The sequence below is a fragment of the Kitasatospora sp. NPDC049285 genome, assembly GCF_040678815.1.
Classification (GTDB): Bacteria; Actinomycetota; Actinomycetes; order Streptomycetales; family Streptomycetaceae; genus Kitasatospora.
Window position 1 is genome coordinate 35,253 of the sequence record NZ_JBFAQR010000020.1, and the last position, 15,211, is coordinate 50,463.

At 70.1% G+C, this 15,211-nt stretch carries 10 protein-coding genes and 1 pseudogene; 4 read left to right on the forward strand and 7 right to left on the reverse strand.

The features are described from left to right. The gene (locus tag AB0K51_RS15630; RefSeq protein ID WP_363454692.1) at positions 1 to 492 is read left to right on the forward strand and encodes a hypothetical protein; all 492 of its coding nucleotides are present in this window, start codon (positions 1 to 3) and stop codon (positions 490 to 492) included. 775 nt (positions 493 to 1,267) lie between these two features. On the opposite strand, the gene AB0K51_RS15635 is transcribed toward AB0K51_RS15630, so the two are convergent. Beyond that, positions 1,268 to 2,947 carry a recombinase family protein gene (locus AB0K51_RS15635; protein WP_363454694.1) on the reverse strand — a complete coding sequence of 560 codons (1,680 nt, stop codon included), beginning with the start codon at positions 2,945 to 2,947 and terminating at the stop codon, positions 1,268 to 1,270. Between the two features lie 70 nt (positions 2,948 to 3,017). On the opposite strand from AB0K51_RS15635, the pseudogene AB0K51_RS15640 reads away from it, so the two are divergent. Beyond that, positions 3,018 to 4,265 (forward strand): annotated as a pseudogene (locus AB0K51_RS15640) (solute carrier family 23 protein); the annotation flags it as partial. 27 nt (positions 4,266 to 4,292) lie between these two features. Here AB0K51_RS15640 and AB0K51_RS15645 read toward each other — a convergent pair. The 4 genes from AB0K51_RS15645 to AB0K51_RS15660 form a co-directional block, all read right to left on the reverse strand. Next, positions 4,293 to 5,735, reverse strand: coding sequence for an arabinofuranosidase catalytic domain-containing protein (locus AB0K51_RS15645; RefSeq protein ID WP_363454696.1), 1,443 nt, complete (start codon positions 5,733 to 5,735; stop codon positions 4,293 to 4,295). A gap of 188 nt (positions 5,736 to 5,923) precedes the next feature. Then, positions 5,924 to 7,522, reverse strand: a complete 1,599-nt coding sequence (locus AB0K51_RS15650) for a ricin-type beta-trefoil lectin domain protein (protein WP_363454838.1) — start codon at positions 7,520 to 7,522, stop codon at positions 5,924 to 5,926. 1,427 nt (positions 7,523 to 8,949) lie between these two features. Next, entirely contained in the window at positions 8,950 to 9,624 is a 675-nt protein-coding gene (locus AB0K51_RS15655) for a hypothetical protein (protein ID WP_363454698.1), read from the reverse strand. 101 nt (positions 9,625 to 9,725) lie between these two features. Then, positions 9,726 to 10,709: a LysR family transcriptional regulator gene (locus AB0K51_RS15660; protein ID WP_363454700.1), complete on the reverse strand. Its 984-nt coding sequence runs from the start codon at positions 10,707 to 10,709 to the stop codon at positions 9,726 to 9,728. Positions 10,710 to 10,927: 218 nt separating this feature from the next. On the opposite strand from AB0K51_RS15660, the gene snpA reads away from it, so the two are divergent. Then, on the forward strand, positions 10,928 to 11,554 hold the full coding sequence (gene snpA, locus AB0K51_RS15665) for a snapalysin (RefSeq protein ID WP_363454702.1): 627 nt from the start codon (positions 10,928 to 10,930) through the stop codon (positions 11,552 to 11,554). Between the two features lie 110 nt (positions 11,555 to 11,664). Here snpA and AB0K51_RS15670 read toward each other — a convergent pair whose 3' ends face one another. After that, a complete protein-coding gene (locus AB0K51_RS15670; RefSeq protein WP_363454704.1) occupies positions 11,665 to 13,362 on the reverse strand; it encodes a hypothetical protein in 1,698 nt (565 codons plus the stop codon). Positions 13,363 to 13,540: 178 nt separating this feature from the next. Continuing rightward, on the reverse strand, positions 13,541 to 14,620 hold the full coding sequence (locus AB0K51_RS15675; protein ID WP_363454706.1) for a substrate-binding domain-containing protein: 1,080 nt from the start codon (positions 14,618 to 14,620) through the stop codon (positions 13,541 to 13,543). A gap of 110 nt (positions 14,621 to 14,730) precedes the next feature. On the opposite strand from AB0K51_RS15675, the gene AB0K51_RS15680 reads away from it, so the two are divergent. Then, positions 14,731 to 15,180, forward strand: coding sequence for a MarR family transcriptional regulator (locus tag AB0K51_RS15680; protein ID WP_363454708.1), 450 nt, complete (start codon positions 14,731 to 14,733; stop codon positions 15,178 to 15,180). Positions 15,181 to 15,211: the final 31 nt, after the last annotated feature.

Sequence of the window (15,211 nt, forward strand, 5' to 3'; positions counted from 1 at the left end):
GTGCGAAGCGTGGCCGACTTTGTGGAGATTCTCGGATTTCCGATCAGGAGCGATTCTGAAGATGTTTGTAGCGTTGGCGCAGGGTGGGGTATTGAATTCCCGTCAGATTTCTGTGAGATTGCCGGCGCGTATGGTGATGCGACCATTTCCGAGTACATCTTTTTTTGTGGAGCTCGCCGACTTGAAAAGTATGCCATGGGCATGGGTAGAAAGCTGGAGCAGTCTCGAAAGGTTCCAGAGCTGGTTCTCCCTTCGCCGGGTGGTGCGCTAGTTTGGGGGAATACGCTTGAGGGGGACCAGTTCTTCCTGGTGCCACGCAAGGGGGGCAAATGGACGGTTTCGGCGTTCCGTCGAGGTTGGGGCGACTGGTACGAGTCGGATTTGGAATTCAGCGAATGGTTCTATGCGGCATTGGCGGGCGAGATTGCTACTGACTGGCTCCCCGAGTGGGGGAAAATGCCGCACGCTGTCAGACCTATGGTTGAGCGATGATTCTCCCTGCCTGTCTCCTGTTCGCGCCCGGGAAGTCAGCCGATCTGCCGCCCGCTCGTCCGTCAATGCAGTACGAATCGCCTGTTCCACCTCCCGCAGCTATGCCGCGCTGAGCCCATCGCCCGGCGTGCGTGCTCGGTCGACGTGGCGACCAGGCGGTGGCGTTGCCCGGACAGTTGCGGGTGGCGTCGATTCGGGCTTGTGGCGGATTCCTGGGCGTCACGCAGTGCGCGGCCGAGCTCCAGCGACGAGCTGACCTCCTCGCAGCAGCGGCGCACCAGCCAAGTCACCGTGAACACGGCGAGTGTGGCTGGTGCAACGCCTCGATCGTCGCGGCAAGCGGTCGGTCTCCGGCCTTCCGGGCCCGGCTGCCACAGCGTCCGCGCGCCGCGGTGAAGGCCGACGGCGGCACGTACCATTCGTTGGCAACCGTCCCGAATACCTACGCCAACCGCGTTTACCCACTCGTCCACCGATGGCGACTCACCCACTCCTCGGGCACTGCCGCGCCCGAGGGTACCCGCCCCCACCGCACCGCCCGCCTGGCGGGTACCACAGTGCCGTACCCTCACCGGTGTGGCAGCGGCCCCGGCCGGTGTGCGAGCGGGTCCTAGATCGGGTCGCGCTCATCTGCGTGGGGCGAACCGCTGCGCAAGTCCCGCGACGAGGGACGCGGCACCGTCCGCCCCACCCGCGTGGGGGTAGCCCGAAGGCCGCCAGTGCTTGCGAGAAGGACGCATGGTCAGCCCCACCCGCGTGGGGTCAGTCGGGCGATCTAGGAACCGGACTTCGGAAGTCTTCCCAGCTCGTGCGGGGGTTCCCATGTGGCGGTGATCTCGTACTTGACGTCCAGGGGCAGGCTGCGGCCCTTGCGGACGGTGATGTGGCGGACCACGTCTTTGATCATGGCGTTGCGCATCGCCGGCGTGGCGCCGTCCCAGGCCGCGAGGACAGCCTCGATCGCTGCGGCCCCCGGGTGTCGCGTCACCTTCGCCATTGCTTCCTCCAACCTCGTCAGTGCGGTGGTGAGTTCGGTGCGGCGCTTGTCGATGCGTTCCTTCTTGCGCTGCGCGGCCCGGTAGTCGATCACCCGTGCCGCCACCGCGTCGGCGATCGCGTCTTCCTCCGCAACCAGGTCGGCGAGTTCCGCCCGCACCTCCTCCTCGCGGGCCACGAGAGTGGCCCGCTCCGCGGCGACCGCGGCGTCGACCATGCCCTCGGGCGCTTCGGCCTGCTCGCGGAGCCAGGCCAGGAGGCGGGTCTCGATGTGTTCGAGGTTGCCGTACCCCGACTCGGGGCAGTTGCCGAGTTCGGCGTGGTTGCGGCATCGCCAGGTGACGTCGAACGGGTGCGGTCGGCCGTTCACTTCGGGCCGGCGTTTCTTCTTCGCCCGGAGCAGCGGCTGCATTCCGCCGTGGCAGTAGGGGCATTGCATCCGTCCGCTGACCGAGTACCGGGGGAGGTGCCGGTCGTTGATGGTGGGTCGTTTCGGCATGGTGCCGCGGCGTTCGGTGTAGCGGTCCCAGAGGTGTTCGGCGGTGGCGCGGTCGCCGGTGACGGGTTCGTGTCGGCCGGGGAGGTAGAGGCCGAACTGCTCGGGGCGTCTGGAGCGGTTGCGCCGCTTGTGCGGCACGCCGTCCTTGTCCGGGGCCACCACGTGCAGTTGCTCGGGCAGGCGGTAGCGCACCAGCCCCAGTCCGAAGCCGGAGTCGAGGATGTCGTACAGGCGGGCCGGCGTCACGGGCTTCCCGGTGACTGGGTCCACGATGCCGTCGCGGTACCACTCGTGTGTGATCGACACGGTGTTCACCCCGTCGGCGACCCGCTCGTACGCGTCCCACAGCCGCGGCCCCAGCTGTTCCTGATCGACCTTCAGGACGCCTTCCTTGCACTTGGGGCAGGTCTCCAGGGGCAGGCCCCGTTGCTTCGGCGGGCAGGTGTCGCACCGGTAGTAGCCGAAGCGTCCCTGGTTGGCGTGCGGCAGGCCCTTGCGCTGCCGGCGGGCGATGGTGTCCTTCCATGTCTCCGACAGCTGGTCGGAGAACAGTTCGGCGATGTTGAGCATCTGCCGGATCGCGAACCGGCCGATCACCGTCCGCCCGTCGAAGTCCTCCTTCGCCGCCCGGACCTCCACACCCAGCTCGGTCAGCCGCTCCAGGTTCTGCAACGACTCGAGGGTGTTGCGGCCGAACCGCGACCACACCCACAGCACCAGCACGTCGAACTCGCCGCGCTCGGCCATCGCGATGATCTCCGCGATCTGCCGGTCGCTGAACGCCCGCCCCGACTTCCCCAGATCCACCAACGGCTCCCGCACCAGCAGCATCGACTCCCGGTCCACCAGCCCCCGGCACTGGAACTCCTGCAACTCCGGACTGATCATGTCCGGCCGCGCCGTACTCACCCGGATATAGACCAACGCACGACGAAGAAGCCCACGCACACCCACCACCACAGCAGCCTCCCCAAGGCAGCACCCGATCAGGCCAGGTCAGAGGTGGTCACATCATGCGTTCATCGCAACAACCTTCGTCGCGCCGGTGTTGATGGGGCTGGACCCGAACCTGGCGGTGATGGTCTCGGGTGTGGCGACGATCTTCTTCCTGCTGGTGACGAGTGGTCGGATTCCGTCGTACCTGGGCTCCAGCCTGTCGTTCGTCGGGGTGGCGGCGGTCATCAAGACGCAGGGTGGGGACGCCTCGACGCTGACGGGTGCGCTGCTGGTGGTCGGTGCGGTGCTGGCGGCGTGCGGGGCGGTGGTGCAGGGGTTCGGCTCGCGGGTGATCCACGCGGTGCTGCCGCCGGTGGTGACGGGTGCGGTGGTGCTCCTGATCGGGTTCAACCTGGCGCCGGTCGCGGCGGGGACGTACTGGCCGCAGGACCAGTGGAGGGCGTTGCTGACGATGGCGTTCACGGCGCTGGCGCTGGTGGTGCTGCGGGGGTTCTGGTCGCGGATCGCGATCTTCCTGGGGCTGGTCTTCGGGTACGTGGTGTCCTGGCTGTTCGACCGGATCTTCGGCCGGATCCACTCCCCGGCGGGTGGCGGCGCGGCCGTGGACCACTGGCGGCTGGACCTGTCGGGCGTCGGCAGCGCGGACTGGATCGGCCTGCCGTCGCTGCACGCGCCGAGCTTCTCCGCGTCCGCGATCCTGGTGGCGCTGCCGGTGGTGGTGGCGCTGATCGCGGAGAACGCGGGGCACGTGAAGGCGGTGTCCGAGATGACGGGTGATCCGCTGGACGACCGGATGGGCACCGCGATCATGGCGGACGGCGCGGCCACGGTGATGTCCACCGCGGTCGGCGGCCCGGCCACCACCACGTACGCGGAGAACATCGGCGTGATGGCCGCGACCCGGGTGTACTCGACCGCCGCCTACTGGTGCGCGGCGGGCTTCGCGATCCTGTTCGGGCTGTGCCCGAAGTTCGGGGCGGTGGTCGCGGCGATCCCGGGCGGGGTGCTGGGCGGGATCACCGTGGTCCTGTACGGCATGATCGGCCTGCTAGGCGCGCAGATCTGGATCCACAACCGGGTCGACCTCACCAACCCGCTCCACCTGGTCCCGGTCGCCGCGGGCGTCATCATCGGCATCGGCAACGTCACCCTGAAGTTCACCGACACCTTCGAACTCAGCGGCATCGCCCTCGGCACCCTGATCACGCTCCTCGGCTACCACGGCCTACGCGCCCTCGCCCCCGCCCACCTCAAGCAGCCCGTCCCGCTCCTGGACGCCGGGACGACCGAGTACGACGACGCCGAGGGTGGTGGCCGGTGAGCGGGTCGGCGCGGGTGATCCTGGACGTCATCCGAGCTTCCACTGCTGGTTGCTCTGCCCGTTGCAGGCCCACAACTGGACCGGGGCGCCGTTCGCCGTCGATGCTCCGCTGACGTCCAGACAGAGTCCGGACTGGACGCCGGTGATGGTGCCGTCGGCATTGCGGGTCCACTGCTGGTTGGACTGTCCGTTGCAGGGCCAGGTGATCGCCTTCGTGCCGTTGGCGGTGCCCTTGCCGCTGGCGTCAAGGCACAGCTGGCTGCTGCCGGAGTACACCGTCAGCTGGCCCGAGGAGGTGGCGGTCCAGGTCTGGTTCGCGGCTCCGGAGCAGGAGTAGATCTGGGCCTGGGTGCCGCTGGTGGTACTGGAGTTGGGGATGTCCAGGCACTTCGCGGCGCCGACGGCGTGCAGCGGACCGGTGCTGGAACCGCCGCCGGTGCCGGCGCTGTAGCCGGCGGTCGCGATGTTGGCCTGGACGGCGTTGTCGGTGGCGTCGGACGGGTAGCCGCTGACGACGGCGCCCTCGTAGAAGGTGCCGAGGCTCTGGTTGGTGTTGCCGGCGCAGCAGTCGCCGCCGCTGCCCAGGATGATCGCGCCCTGCTGCTTCATCGGGCTGTAGCCGGGCGGGAGCGCGCCGTTCCAGAGCGTCGTGAGCCCGCCGGACTGGGCGTCACCGCCCTTGAGCGCGAACTGCGAGACGCCGTTGTTCTTCAGCATCGCGGTGACGTAGCGGCTGGAGAAGGCCCGCTGGTTCTGGTTCCACGACTGGCTGCCGCCGGAGTACAGGCCGTACTCGAGGTCGGCCTGCACCCACGGACCGGTGCCCGAGCAGCCGCCGAACCAGCAACTGGTTCCGAAGTAGATGGCGTTCATGGCGCCCGCACCGTCGGCCTTGCGGTCCGTCTCGCTGTTCCCGTAGTCGAAGCAGCAGCCGCCGTTGACGTGCGTTCCGCTGGTCACCATGTACGCGCCCTGGGGAGCACTGCCGAGCGGCATCCCGGAGGAGGACCCGTCGTGCCAGTAGCTGTTCCCGGGGTTGATGTAGAGCGAGTACGCCTTGGCGCCGCCGAGCGTCAGGGCCTCGCTGGTCGCGCTGGCCGGGGTGTCACTGCCTCCGGCGCCCCCGGGACCCTGGTAGGCGAGGTCGTTGCCGTGGCCGGACTGGTCGAAGATCACCGTGACCACGCACGAGGTGCCAGCGCAGAAGGCGTCCTGGGTGGCCGCGTTGGCGACGCCCCCGGCACTGACGACGCCGACGTTCTGCGTCCTGCTGTCCGAGCTCCGCCGGACCTGGTAGAGCGCGCCGCCGTACGCCGAGTAGAGCGCACGGGTCGTGGAGTGCGCGGCCACGCACGGAGTTCCGCCCGCCGCGTAGATGTCGCACGGGCCGGCGGTGGCGGCCCTCGCACTGCCGACGAAGGACCCCGCACCGGTGAGACCGGCGACGACCAGCAGGATCGTGGCGGCCACCCGGGTCAGCGTGCCGAGCCGGCGGTGAAGCGAAGCGATCCTCGGTCGTCGTCCCGGGCCTTGACTGTCGCGCATCTGAGCTCCCTGCATCTCGTGGGGTGAACGGGTGTGATGGACGGTGCACCTGCCGTGCTGCCTCACGAGGTCGGGATCTCGGCGGCAGCACGGCAGTTGCACCCGGTGACCGCTCAGACGGCCCACTGCTGGTTGGTCTGACCGTTGCAGGTCCACAGGTCGATCAGGGCGCCGTTGGCGGTGGACTTGGCGGTGACGTCGAGGCAGAGCCCGGACAGGGCGCTGGTGATGGTGCCGTCGGCGTTCACCTTCCACTGCTGGTTCGCCTGGCCGTTGCAGGTCCAGATCTCGACCTTGGTGCCGGGCGAGGTCTGGTTGTTGTACGCGTCCAGGCACAGCTGGGTGCCGCCCGAGGTGACGGTCAGCTGGCCGGAGGAGGTGCGGGTCCAGGTCTGGTTCGGCTGGCCGTTGCAGTCCCAGATCTGCAGCTGGGTGCCCGGGGTGGTGGTCGAGTTCGGCACGTCCAGGCACTTGTTCGCACCGACCGCGCGCACCGGGCCGGTCTGGTTCGTCCCGCCGCTGGTGCCGCCCGCGACGCGGAACATGGTGGTGCCGTGCGCCGGGACCGAGGCGCTGATGGTGCCGGTGGTGGTCGAAGTCGCGCCGGTCCACAGGTCGGTGAGGTTGTAGCCGGACGCTCCGGTCTTCCCGATCGCGGCGGCGGAGGTGCTGATGGTCGCGGTCGATCCGGTCTCGTTGAACAGGGCCACCGAGACGTCACCGTTCGCCAGCGGCCTGGCCAGCACGTCGAGACCGCCGGCGGAGGACACCAGGGTGCCCTGCTTGCCGAGCGAGTCCTGGTTCACCGCGATCACCCGGGTGTTGGTGAGCGTGGCCAGGGTGGCCGGGCTCGCCGAGGCGACGTTGGTGCCGACGATCAGCGGAGCCGCCATCTCCGCCCACAGGCTGAACTCCGAGCGGGCCTCGACGTCGGTGAGCGGGCTGTTGCCGACCTCGAGCATGTCCGGGTCGTTCCAGTGGCCGGGCCCGGCGTAGGCGGCCAGGTTCACGTTGCTGTGGAAGATCGACAGCATGCTGCCGTAGCTGGAGTTGATGTCGCCGGTGGTGCGCCAGCTGTTGCCGACGCCGGCGCCCCAGGTCCACACGTTGTCCTCGCCCCAGTTGCACAGGCTGAACAGGATGGGCCGGCCGGCCGCGGCCAGCGCGTCACGCATCGTGGTGTAGCGGGTCTGCGCGGGCGCCTTGCTGCCGTTGGGGCAGGAGTTCAGCCAACAGCCGGGCCCCGCATAGCAGTTGTCGTACTTCAGGTAGTCCACGCCCCAGCCGGCGAAGGTCTGCGCGTCCGTGGTCTCGTGGCCCAGGCTGCCCGGGAAGCCGGCGCAGGTCTGCAGTCCGGCGTCCTCGTAGATGCCCAGCTTCAACCCCAGCGAGTGGACGTAGTCGGCGGTGCCCTTGATCCCGTCCGGGAACTTGGTCGGGTCGGGCACCAGGCGCCCGTCGGAGCCCCGACTGTGGGTCATCCAGCAGTCGTCGATGTTGACGTACTCGTACCCGGCGCTCTGCATGCCGTTGTTGTGCATGGCCAGCGCCGTGCTCTTGATCAGCGCCTCGGAGACGTTGCAGCCGTAGGCGTTCCAGTCGTTGAAACCCATCGGCGGCGTGACCGCCAACCCGTTGCCCAGGGCCGCCGCAGAAGGGGCCGCGCCCGCGGCCGCAGCCGGCTGGGCCGCGCCCAGGGAAAGCAGCGGAATCGCCAAGGACAGGAGTAACGCCGAGAGTACGCAGGCAAGCGTCCTCCGCAGCCGGGTGCGCGCCGAGGGCGGGGTGACGCGCAGGTTCGCGTGGAGCATGTGGTCGCCTCCTGAGGGGAGTGGTGGGGGAGGTGTCTGTTTCTCGCGGTTCGGCATTCGCGGGCGCATGGTTGTGAGCATGACAAACGCGTCTCGGTGGAGGGCCTCACGGTTGCGGGCGGGGATCTCGGGGAGGCTCGACTGGGCATCGAGGTCGCCGCGCGAAGAAATGGCGGACTGTGCGCCGGTATTTCCGGTGCGGCTTTTCCTGGAATATCGGGACGGCGAATCCAACCGGGATCTCCGGTTCGGCTTCGTGAGTGCCGGAATGAGCGGAAGAAGCCGGCAAGCCGGCGCGACTCCTCGCTCGCCGTCCGGCCGCGCAGTGCGCCGAGTGGTCGCACGAGGCCTGCCGGTGGCCGGTCGTGGCGCTCAGGTCCGCATGCCGGCCTCCCGATCGGCGGTGGATTCGACGGCTGACTGTTAGCGCTAACAATCAATCGCAAAAAAGATCACCGAGGTGAATGTCCCCGGTGTGGGCCAATGGGAGCTTCCAATACCCCGCGCGCAGTGTCAACCCTTCTTGCAACAATGCGCGCCTCCCGGTGGCCGGTCCCCGAGTTGTGGCACCGCGATCGCCCGGCTCCGCTGCTTCCGCGCACGGGATACCCCCCTCCCCGTGGGGTGGCGTGGCGAGGGGCCGGGGGTGTGGGGGCTGTGCGAGGTGGTCGGGCATGGCCGGGTCCGGGCAGGCCGCAGGGCGGCGCACCAGGTCGAGGGACGGACCAGGGCGGATGATCTCGGTTCTGTCACTGAGGTCCCGGAGCTGTCGCGGGGAGTCGTCCCGTCCCGGCGTGGCACGGGAGTCGGGCGTGCGTGGTGGACGGAGACGGTTCGGCGGGCGCCGGTCCGATCGTCGAGCGCGCGAATCGTGCACGCCGCCGGTATGCCGGTGAAAGTTTCACCACCGTGGAATCGGTGCCGGACTCCGACATGTAGGGCGGGGGTCCGGACCGCGTGCGGTCCGAAGGCCGGGGTGGGACGGCGGTGGGCGTCGGTATTCCTCGGCCAGGGAATTCGCGGTGCCCTTGCGGGCGGACCGGCTCCGTCCAACCCAACAGGTGCCCGCAATGGGGCGGATACCGAGCAGCCCGAACTCGTCGAAGGTGAACGTCCGTCAGGGAAGCGGTCCAGGACGTACGAGATTCGGTCGAGCCTGGTCGCACGATCCGCTGCGACTGCTGCTGCTTCACGCTCCGCCGGCCACCGGACCTTGACCGGCCCCGCCACCACCCCACCCAGCACCGGCTGAATGTCGCCGACAGCCAGACCGGTAGCGGTCTCCCGAGCGCCGCCCCGGTCAACCTGTCCGGTCGGAGAGCACCGGGTCACAGCCCGGGGTAGTAGCCCAGCTGATAGGTCGACAGGTCGGAGATCGCCAGCTCGCCGGCACCCTGGCAGATCGGACAGACGCGTCGCGCGAAGCACACGCGGCAGCGCTCGCGCCTGCGTGGTTCGCCCGGCACCCAGCCGCGCCCACCGCAGTGGTCGCAGGCGCCGAGACCGTCGCACTCGTAGCGGAGGACAAAGCCGGGCGTGACGGTCTCCGGCGTCCGGACCGGTTCCGGCCGCCGGGCCTGCTCCGGTTCGCGCAGGGCCACGGCGGGGGTCCGCCCGCTGTGGAGCACGCCCGGGCCGCCGTCGCCCGAGCGGATCTCGATCCGGATGCCGTCGGGGTGGAGGGCGGTGAGTACGTACCTGCGCGACGGCCCGTTGCCCTCCTCCTGCGGACCGGTGGCCTCCCAGCCCGCCGCGCCGAGCAGTTGGGCCGCCCGGGAGACGGCGTCGGCGGCACGGACCCCGTCGGGGCGTTCGCCGTGGAACACGACCGAGTAGGCGTGAGCCGACGGCTCGTGCCCCTCGACGGCCTCCGGCGCACCGAGCGGGAGACGCCCGGAGTCGGTGGCACCCGGGGTCAGTTCCTCCATCAGCGCGACGAGCTGCGCCCGCAGGACCTGCCCGAACCGCTCCAACTCCGCACGCGCACCCGGAACCTCTCCCATGGGACGCCTCCTTCCCCGGCCCGACCGGGCGAATCCCGTGCGAGCGGGAACGAACCTCAGGTCAACGGACCTCAGGTCGGCGGACCTCATGTCAACGGACCTCAGGTCGGCGGCCCCGCCGGTGCGAGGAGGGTGTGCAGGGAGCGGTTGTGGCGGTGCAGCCAGGCCCGGTAGGCGGGGTTGACGCTGGCCAGGTCGAGGTAGGCGTGGCAGAGGTCGACCCAGAGGCCGTCGAGTGCCGGGCCGCCGACGGTGTCGGGGCGCCAGGTGAGCAGCAGCCGGACGGCGAGCGGGTCGCCGTGGACGGGGCGAAGGATGGTGCCGGGGCCGGGCGGTGAGGTGGGCTGGCAGGGGCGGACGGCTTCGCCGGAGGCGACGAGCTCGGCGGCGGTGGCGTTGTCCCTGACCTGGACGACGCGTGGGTCGAGTCCGGCCTCGGCGAAGACGCGGCGCAGTGCGGCGTACTCGTGGTCGGCGGTCGGGTCGACCATCCAGGTGTCGTGGGCGAGGTCGGCGAGGCTGACGACCGGCCGGGCGGCGGCGGGGTGGGTCTCGGCGAGGGCGACGAACTGGGGTTCGCGGGCGACCAGCACCCGCTGCTCGGCGCCGGCCGGCACGTGCAGCGGAAAGCCCTCGCTCTCGTGGACGAAGGCGATGTCGAGCTGTTCGGCGGCGACCAGTTGCAGCAGGGCGATCGCCGAGATGTCGATGTGGATGGTGGTGTCGGTCTCCGGGAGCCGATCGTGGATGCGGCGCAGCCAGGCGGCGACCGCGCGGCTGCCGACGCTGCCGATGCGCAGCCGGCGGCGGCCGGGTCCGGCGGCCTCGGCGCGGGCGGCGACGACGAGGGCGTCCATCTCGGTGATCACGGGTCGGGCGCGGGAGAGCACCGAGTGGCCGAGGGCGGTGGGGCGACTGCCGGTCTGTTCGCGGGTGAACAGCCGCCCGCCGATGGTCCGTTCGATGCGGTGAAGTTGGGTGGTCAGCGAGGGCTGGGTCATGCCGAGTCGACGGGCGGCCTTCCGGACGCTGCCGGTATCCGCGATCGCGCACAGCACCCGCAGGTGTCGGACGTCGAGCTCCATCACGGGAGCATAGCCAGGCGCCCACAATCTGCCAAGAGCATGTCAAATCCAGCCCACGGGCCGTCAAATCGCGGGCTGCGCACGGGTATTGACCCGAGCTATCGCCGGTTGCCATCTCCGCGCCCCGCCCGCCCTGCCCCAAGCTCGGTGCAACACCTCGTCACCGCGTCCCGGACGGCCTCCCCACGGCCCCGGGACCCGCGAAATGGAGTCCCCACATGAACCGCTCCATGACCGTGCTCGCCGCTGCCCTCGGACTGGTCCTCGCCGTCGGTACCGCCGCCGTGCCCGCCACCGCAGCCACCACCCAGGGCTACACCCCGTCCGCGGGCATCACCGCCAACTCCTCCGAGGACGCCAACAACAAGGCGTTCTACGAGGCCGTGATGAAGTCGGCCCGCGCCAAGCAGGCCGCCAGCCCCTACCTGGCGAGCGTCACCGTCACCTATGACGCCAGCCAGGCCCCGACCTTCCGCACCGTCATCTCCCAGAGCGCGCAGATCTGGAACTCCTCGGTCACCAAGGTCCAGCTCCGCTCCGGCACCAACGCCGACTTCCGCTACTACGAGGGCAACGACTCCCGCGGCTCCTACGCCTCCACCGACGGCCACGGCAGCGGCTACATCTTCCTCGACTACGCGCAGAACCGGCAGTACAGCTCGCTGCGCGTCACCGCCCACGAGACCGGCCACGTGCTCGGCCTGCCCGACCACTACTCCGGCCCGTGCAGCGAGCTGATGTCCGGCGGCGGCCCCGGCACCTCGTGCACCAACCCGTACCCGAACACCAACGAGCGGAACCGGGTCAACAACCTCTGGGTGAACGGCCTCGCCCTCGTAGGCTGACCCCGCCCGTCCGGGACGCGGGCCCCGATCCGGGCCGACGTCCGACCACCGCACCGCAGGACCCCCGCCGCGCATCACAGCGACGGGGGTCGGCGGCCGTTCAGGTGCGGTCAGGCGGTGGAGCGGACGGCGGGCATCGCGAGGTCGACCGGGCCGCTGCCGGATCCGCTCTTCTTGCAGGCGTCGTGGCAGTCCTTCTCCAGGCTGCAGCACAGGGAGCAGATGGCGCCCTGGTGGAAGGGGCAGCCGGCGATGTCCGGGCGTTCGAAGGCCTCGGCGCAGACGGTGCAGGTCAGGGTCGCGGCGGAGAGCAGGCCGTCCTCGGTGAAGAGTGGCTCGTCCTGGTCGTCGGTGCGGGCGATGTAGTACCGGCCCTTGGTGAGCACCGCGAGGAGGGGGGAGAGCACCATCGCGAGGAGCAGGGCGATGAACGGGGAGTACGCGGTGCCGTAGCTGCCGAAGGCGCCGAAGTAGGCGGCGATGGAGACCGCCGACGCGATCAGCATCGAGCCGAAGCCGACCGGGTTGAAGTTGTGCAGGTGGGCGCGCTTGAACTCGATGTAGGACGGGCTGAGCTTCAGCGGCTTGTTGATGACCAGGTCGGCGACGACGGCGCCGATCCAGGCTATCGCGACGTTGGAGTAGAAGCCGAGCACGGTGTTGAGGAAGCCGAAGACGCCGCCCTCCATCAGCGCCAGGGCGATGCCGACGTTGAGGAAGATGTAGACCACCCGGCCCGGGTGACGGTGGGTCAGGCGGGAGAAGAAGTTGGACCAGGAGAGCGAGCCGGAGTAGGCGTTGGTCGAGTTGATCTTGATCTGGGAGAGGATCACGAAGAAGGTGGCCAGGCCCAGTGCGATCGGCGCGGCGAAGGTCCTGAAGCCGGCGAGGTACTGCTGAATGGGCTGGTCGGCCTTGCCCAGGCCCACGCTGCCGGCGATGTAGAAGGCGAGGAAGGCGCCGCCGATCTGCTTGGCCGCGCCGAGGACGACCCAGCCCGGTCCCGCGCTGATCACGGCGCCCCACCACTTCCTGGCGTTCTGCGGGGTCTTGTCGGGCATGAACCGCAGGTAGTCGACCTGCTCGCCGATCTGCGCGATCAGGGACAGGGCGACGCCGGCTCCGGCGCCGATCCCGATCATGCTGATCCGGGACCCGGTGGGCGAGTTGCCCGCGAAGTGGGTGAACGCGGAGAACTTGCCGGGGTCCTGGACGGCGATGGAGACGAAGGGGGCGACCATGAGGACCAGCCAGATGGGCTGGGTCCAGACCTGCATCTTCGACAGCGCGGTCATGCCGTAGACGACCAGCGGGAGGATGATCAGCGAGGCGATCAGGTAGGCGACCGCCAGCGGGATCCCCAGGCCGAGCTGGAGCGCCTGGGCCATGATCGACCCCTCGAGCGCGAAGAAGATGAAGGTGAAGCTGGCGTAGATCACCGAGGTCAGGGTCGAGCCCAGGTAGCCGAATCCGGCTCCCCGGGTCAGCAGGTCCATGTCGATGGAGTACTTCGCCGAGTAGTACGAGATCGGGATGCCGGTCAGGAAGATGACCACCGCGGCGGCCAGGATCGCCACCATCGCGCTGCCGAAGCCGTTGGAGATGGCGATGGAGCCGCCGATGGCGAAGTCCGCCAGGTAGGCGATGCCGCCCAGGGCGGTGGTCGCCACCACGTACGGGGTCCAGCGCCGGAACGACTTGGGCGCGTAGCGCAGCGAGTAGTCCTCCAGCGTGCTGTTCTGCGTCCAGTCGTTGTAGCGCCTGCCGGAGCTTGTGCTCGGCTTCAGCTCGTCGATGGTTTCCGTCACGACTCGTCACTCCTCCGCGGGGCGAGGCCAGGGCCGGGCGCGTGGGCCCGGCCGACGACGGAAGAGTTGCGGCAGGTCGTTTCCGGTGAGTTTCCCCGGCATTTAATTCCAGGCTCAAAACTTCCCGTGGAAAATATTCCCAGCTCACGATACTGTCGGCCGCGTGCGCGGAGGACGGTCAGAGCTGGGCGACGACGTGGAAGTCGAAGACGTCGGCCCGCGCGAGGTAGAAGCGCTGGTCGAGATGGTTGCCGCGGAGCCGCAGCGCACCTCGCGGGCCCTCGTACGCGACCGCGCCGCCGGCGGCCCGGATCGCGCCCACGTCCAGCGACCGCGCCCGCTCCGCCAACGCGGCCAGCAGCCGCAGGCCCTCGAAGCAGGACTCGCCCAGGCTGCCGACCACGGGCGCCTCCGTCCCGAAGCGGTCGACGTAGCGGCGTCCGAAGTCCAGGCTCTCGGCGGTCGCCAGGGTCTCGAAGAAGCCGGACGCCGCCCAGAGCCCGCCGGTGGCCTCGGCCCCGGCGGCCAGCAGGATGTTCTCGTCCATGTGGGTGCTCAGCCGCTGGCAGCGCTGGTCCAGGCCGCGCGCGGCGAAGGCCCGGTTGAAGCGCACCGCGTCCTCGCCGACCAGCAGCATCAGCACCGCGTCGGCCTCGCAGCGCTCCACCCGCCGCAGCGCCGGCCCGAAGTCCTCCGCGCCGAGCCGCACGAACACCTCGCCGACGACCCGCCCGCCACAGGCGCGGGCGTACCCGCGCGCGGCCCGGGCCGTGACCTGCGGCCAGACGTAGTCGTTGCCCACCGTGCACCAGCGCCGCACCCCGGTGGCCTCGGCCAGCAGCCGCATCGCCGGGAGGAGTTGCGCGGCGTCCGACTCGCCCGTCAGGAAGATGCCCGGGGTGTGCTCGCCGCCCTCGTGCTGCGCGGTGTAGACGTACGGCACCCGGCCGACGATCCGCGGTGCCAGCGCCTGGCGTACGGCGGAGGTGTGCCAGCCCACCACGGCCTGCACGGCTCCCAGCGAGACCAGTGCCTCGACCTCGGCCGCCACCCGCTCCGGCGACGCCCCGCCGTCGACCACCACCAGCCGCACCTCGCGGTCCAGGATGCCGCCGGCCGCGTTGATCTCGGCGGCGGCCAGGCGCGCGGCCAGTTCGCAGGACGGGCCGAAGATCCCCGCCGACCCCTGCAGCGGCACGACGAGGGCGACCGCCAGCACGTCACGGTGACCACCGTCGCCGGGCAGCCCCAGATGCACCGGACCACCTTCCTGAAGGGCGCAGCCGCGATGAAACGGATCCCGCCCCGGCACCCTGACCGAGGCTCGCAATCCCGCCGCACACTAGACCGACCGTGAGGAACCCGGCAATGCCTTCCGAACCGCCGCAGGACCTGGCCCACCTGCTCAGCCGCGCCGAACACCGGATGGCCCGGCGGCTGGCCGCGCTACTGGCCGAGGAAGGATGCACCGTCGAGCAGTGGCGCGTCCTGGCGCTGGTCGCCGACGGGCAGGGGCATCCGATGACCGAGATCGCCGAGCACGTCCTGATGCCGCCGCCGAGCCTCACCAAGCTGGTCGACCGCATGGTGGCCGACAATCTCGTCCACCGCCGCCCCGACCCCACCGACCGCCGCCGCGTGCTGCTCCACCTCACCGCCCGCGGTCGCATCACCCACCAGCGCGCCGCTCATCGCGTCCACGAGGACCAGGCCCGCCTCCTGGCCGCGATCGACGACCACGGCGAGCTGGCCCGAGCCCTCACCCGCCTCACCGCCGCCAGCGGCGGCCGGCTGGCCCGGGCGGAGCCGGCCGGCTGACACCGGCCGTTCGACGGCCGACCGACCCGGC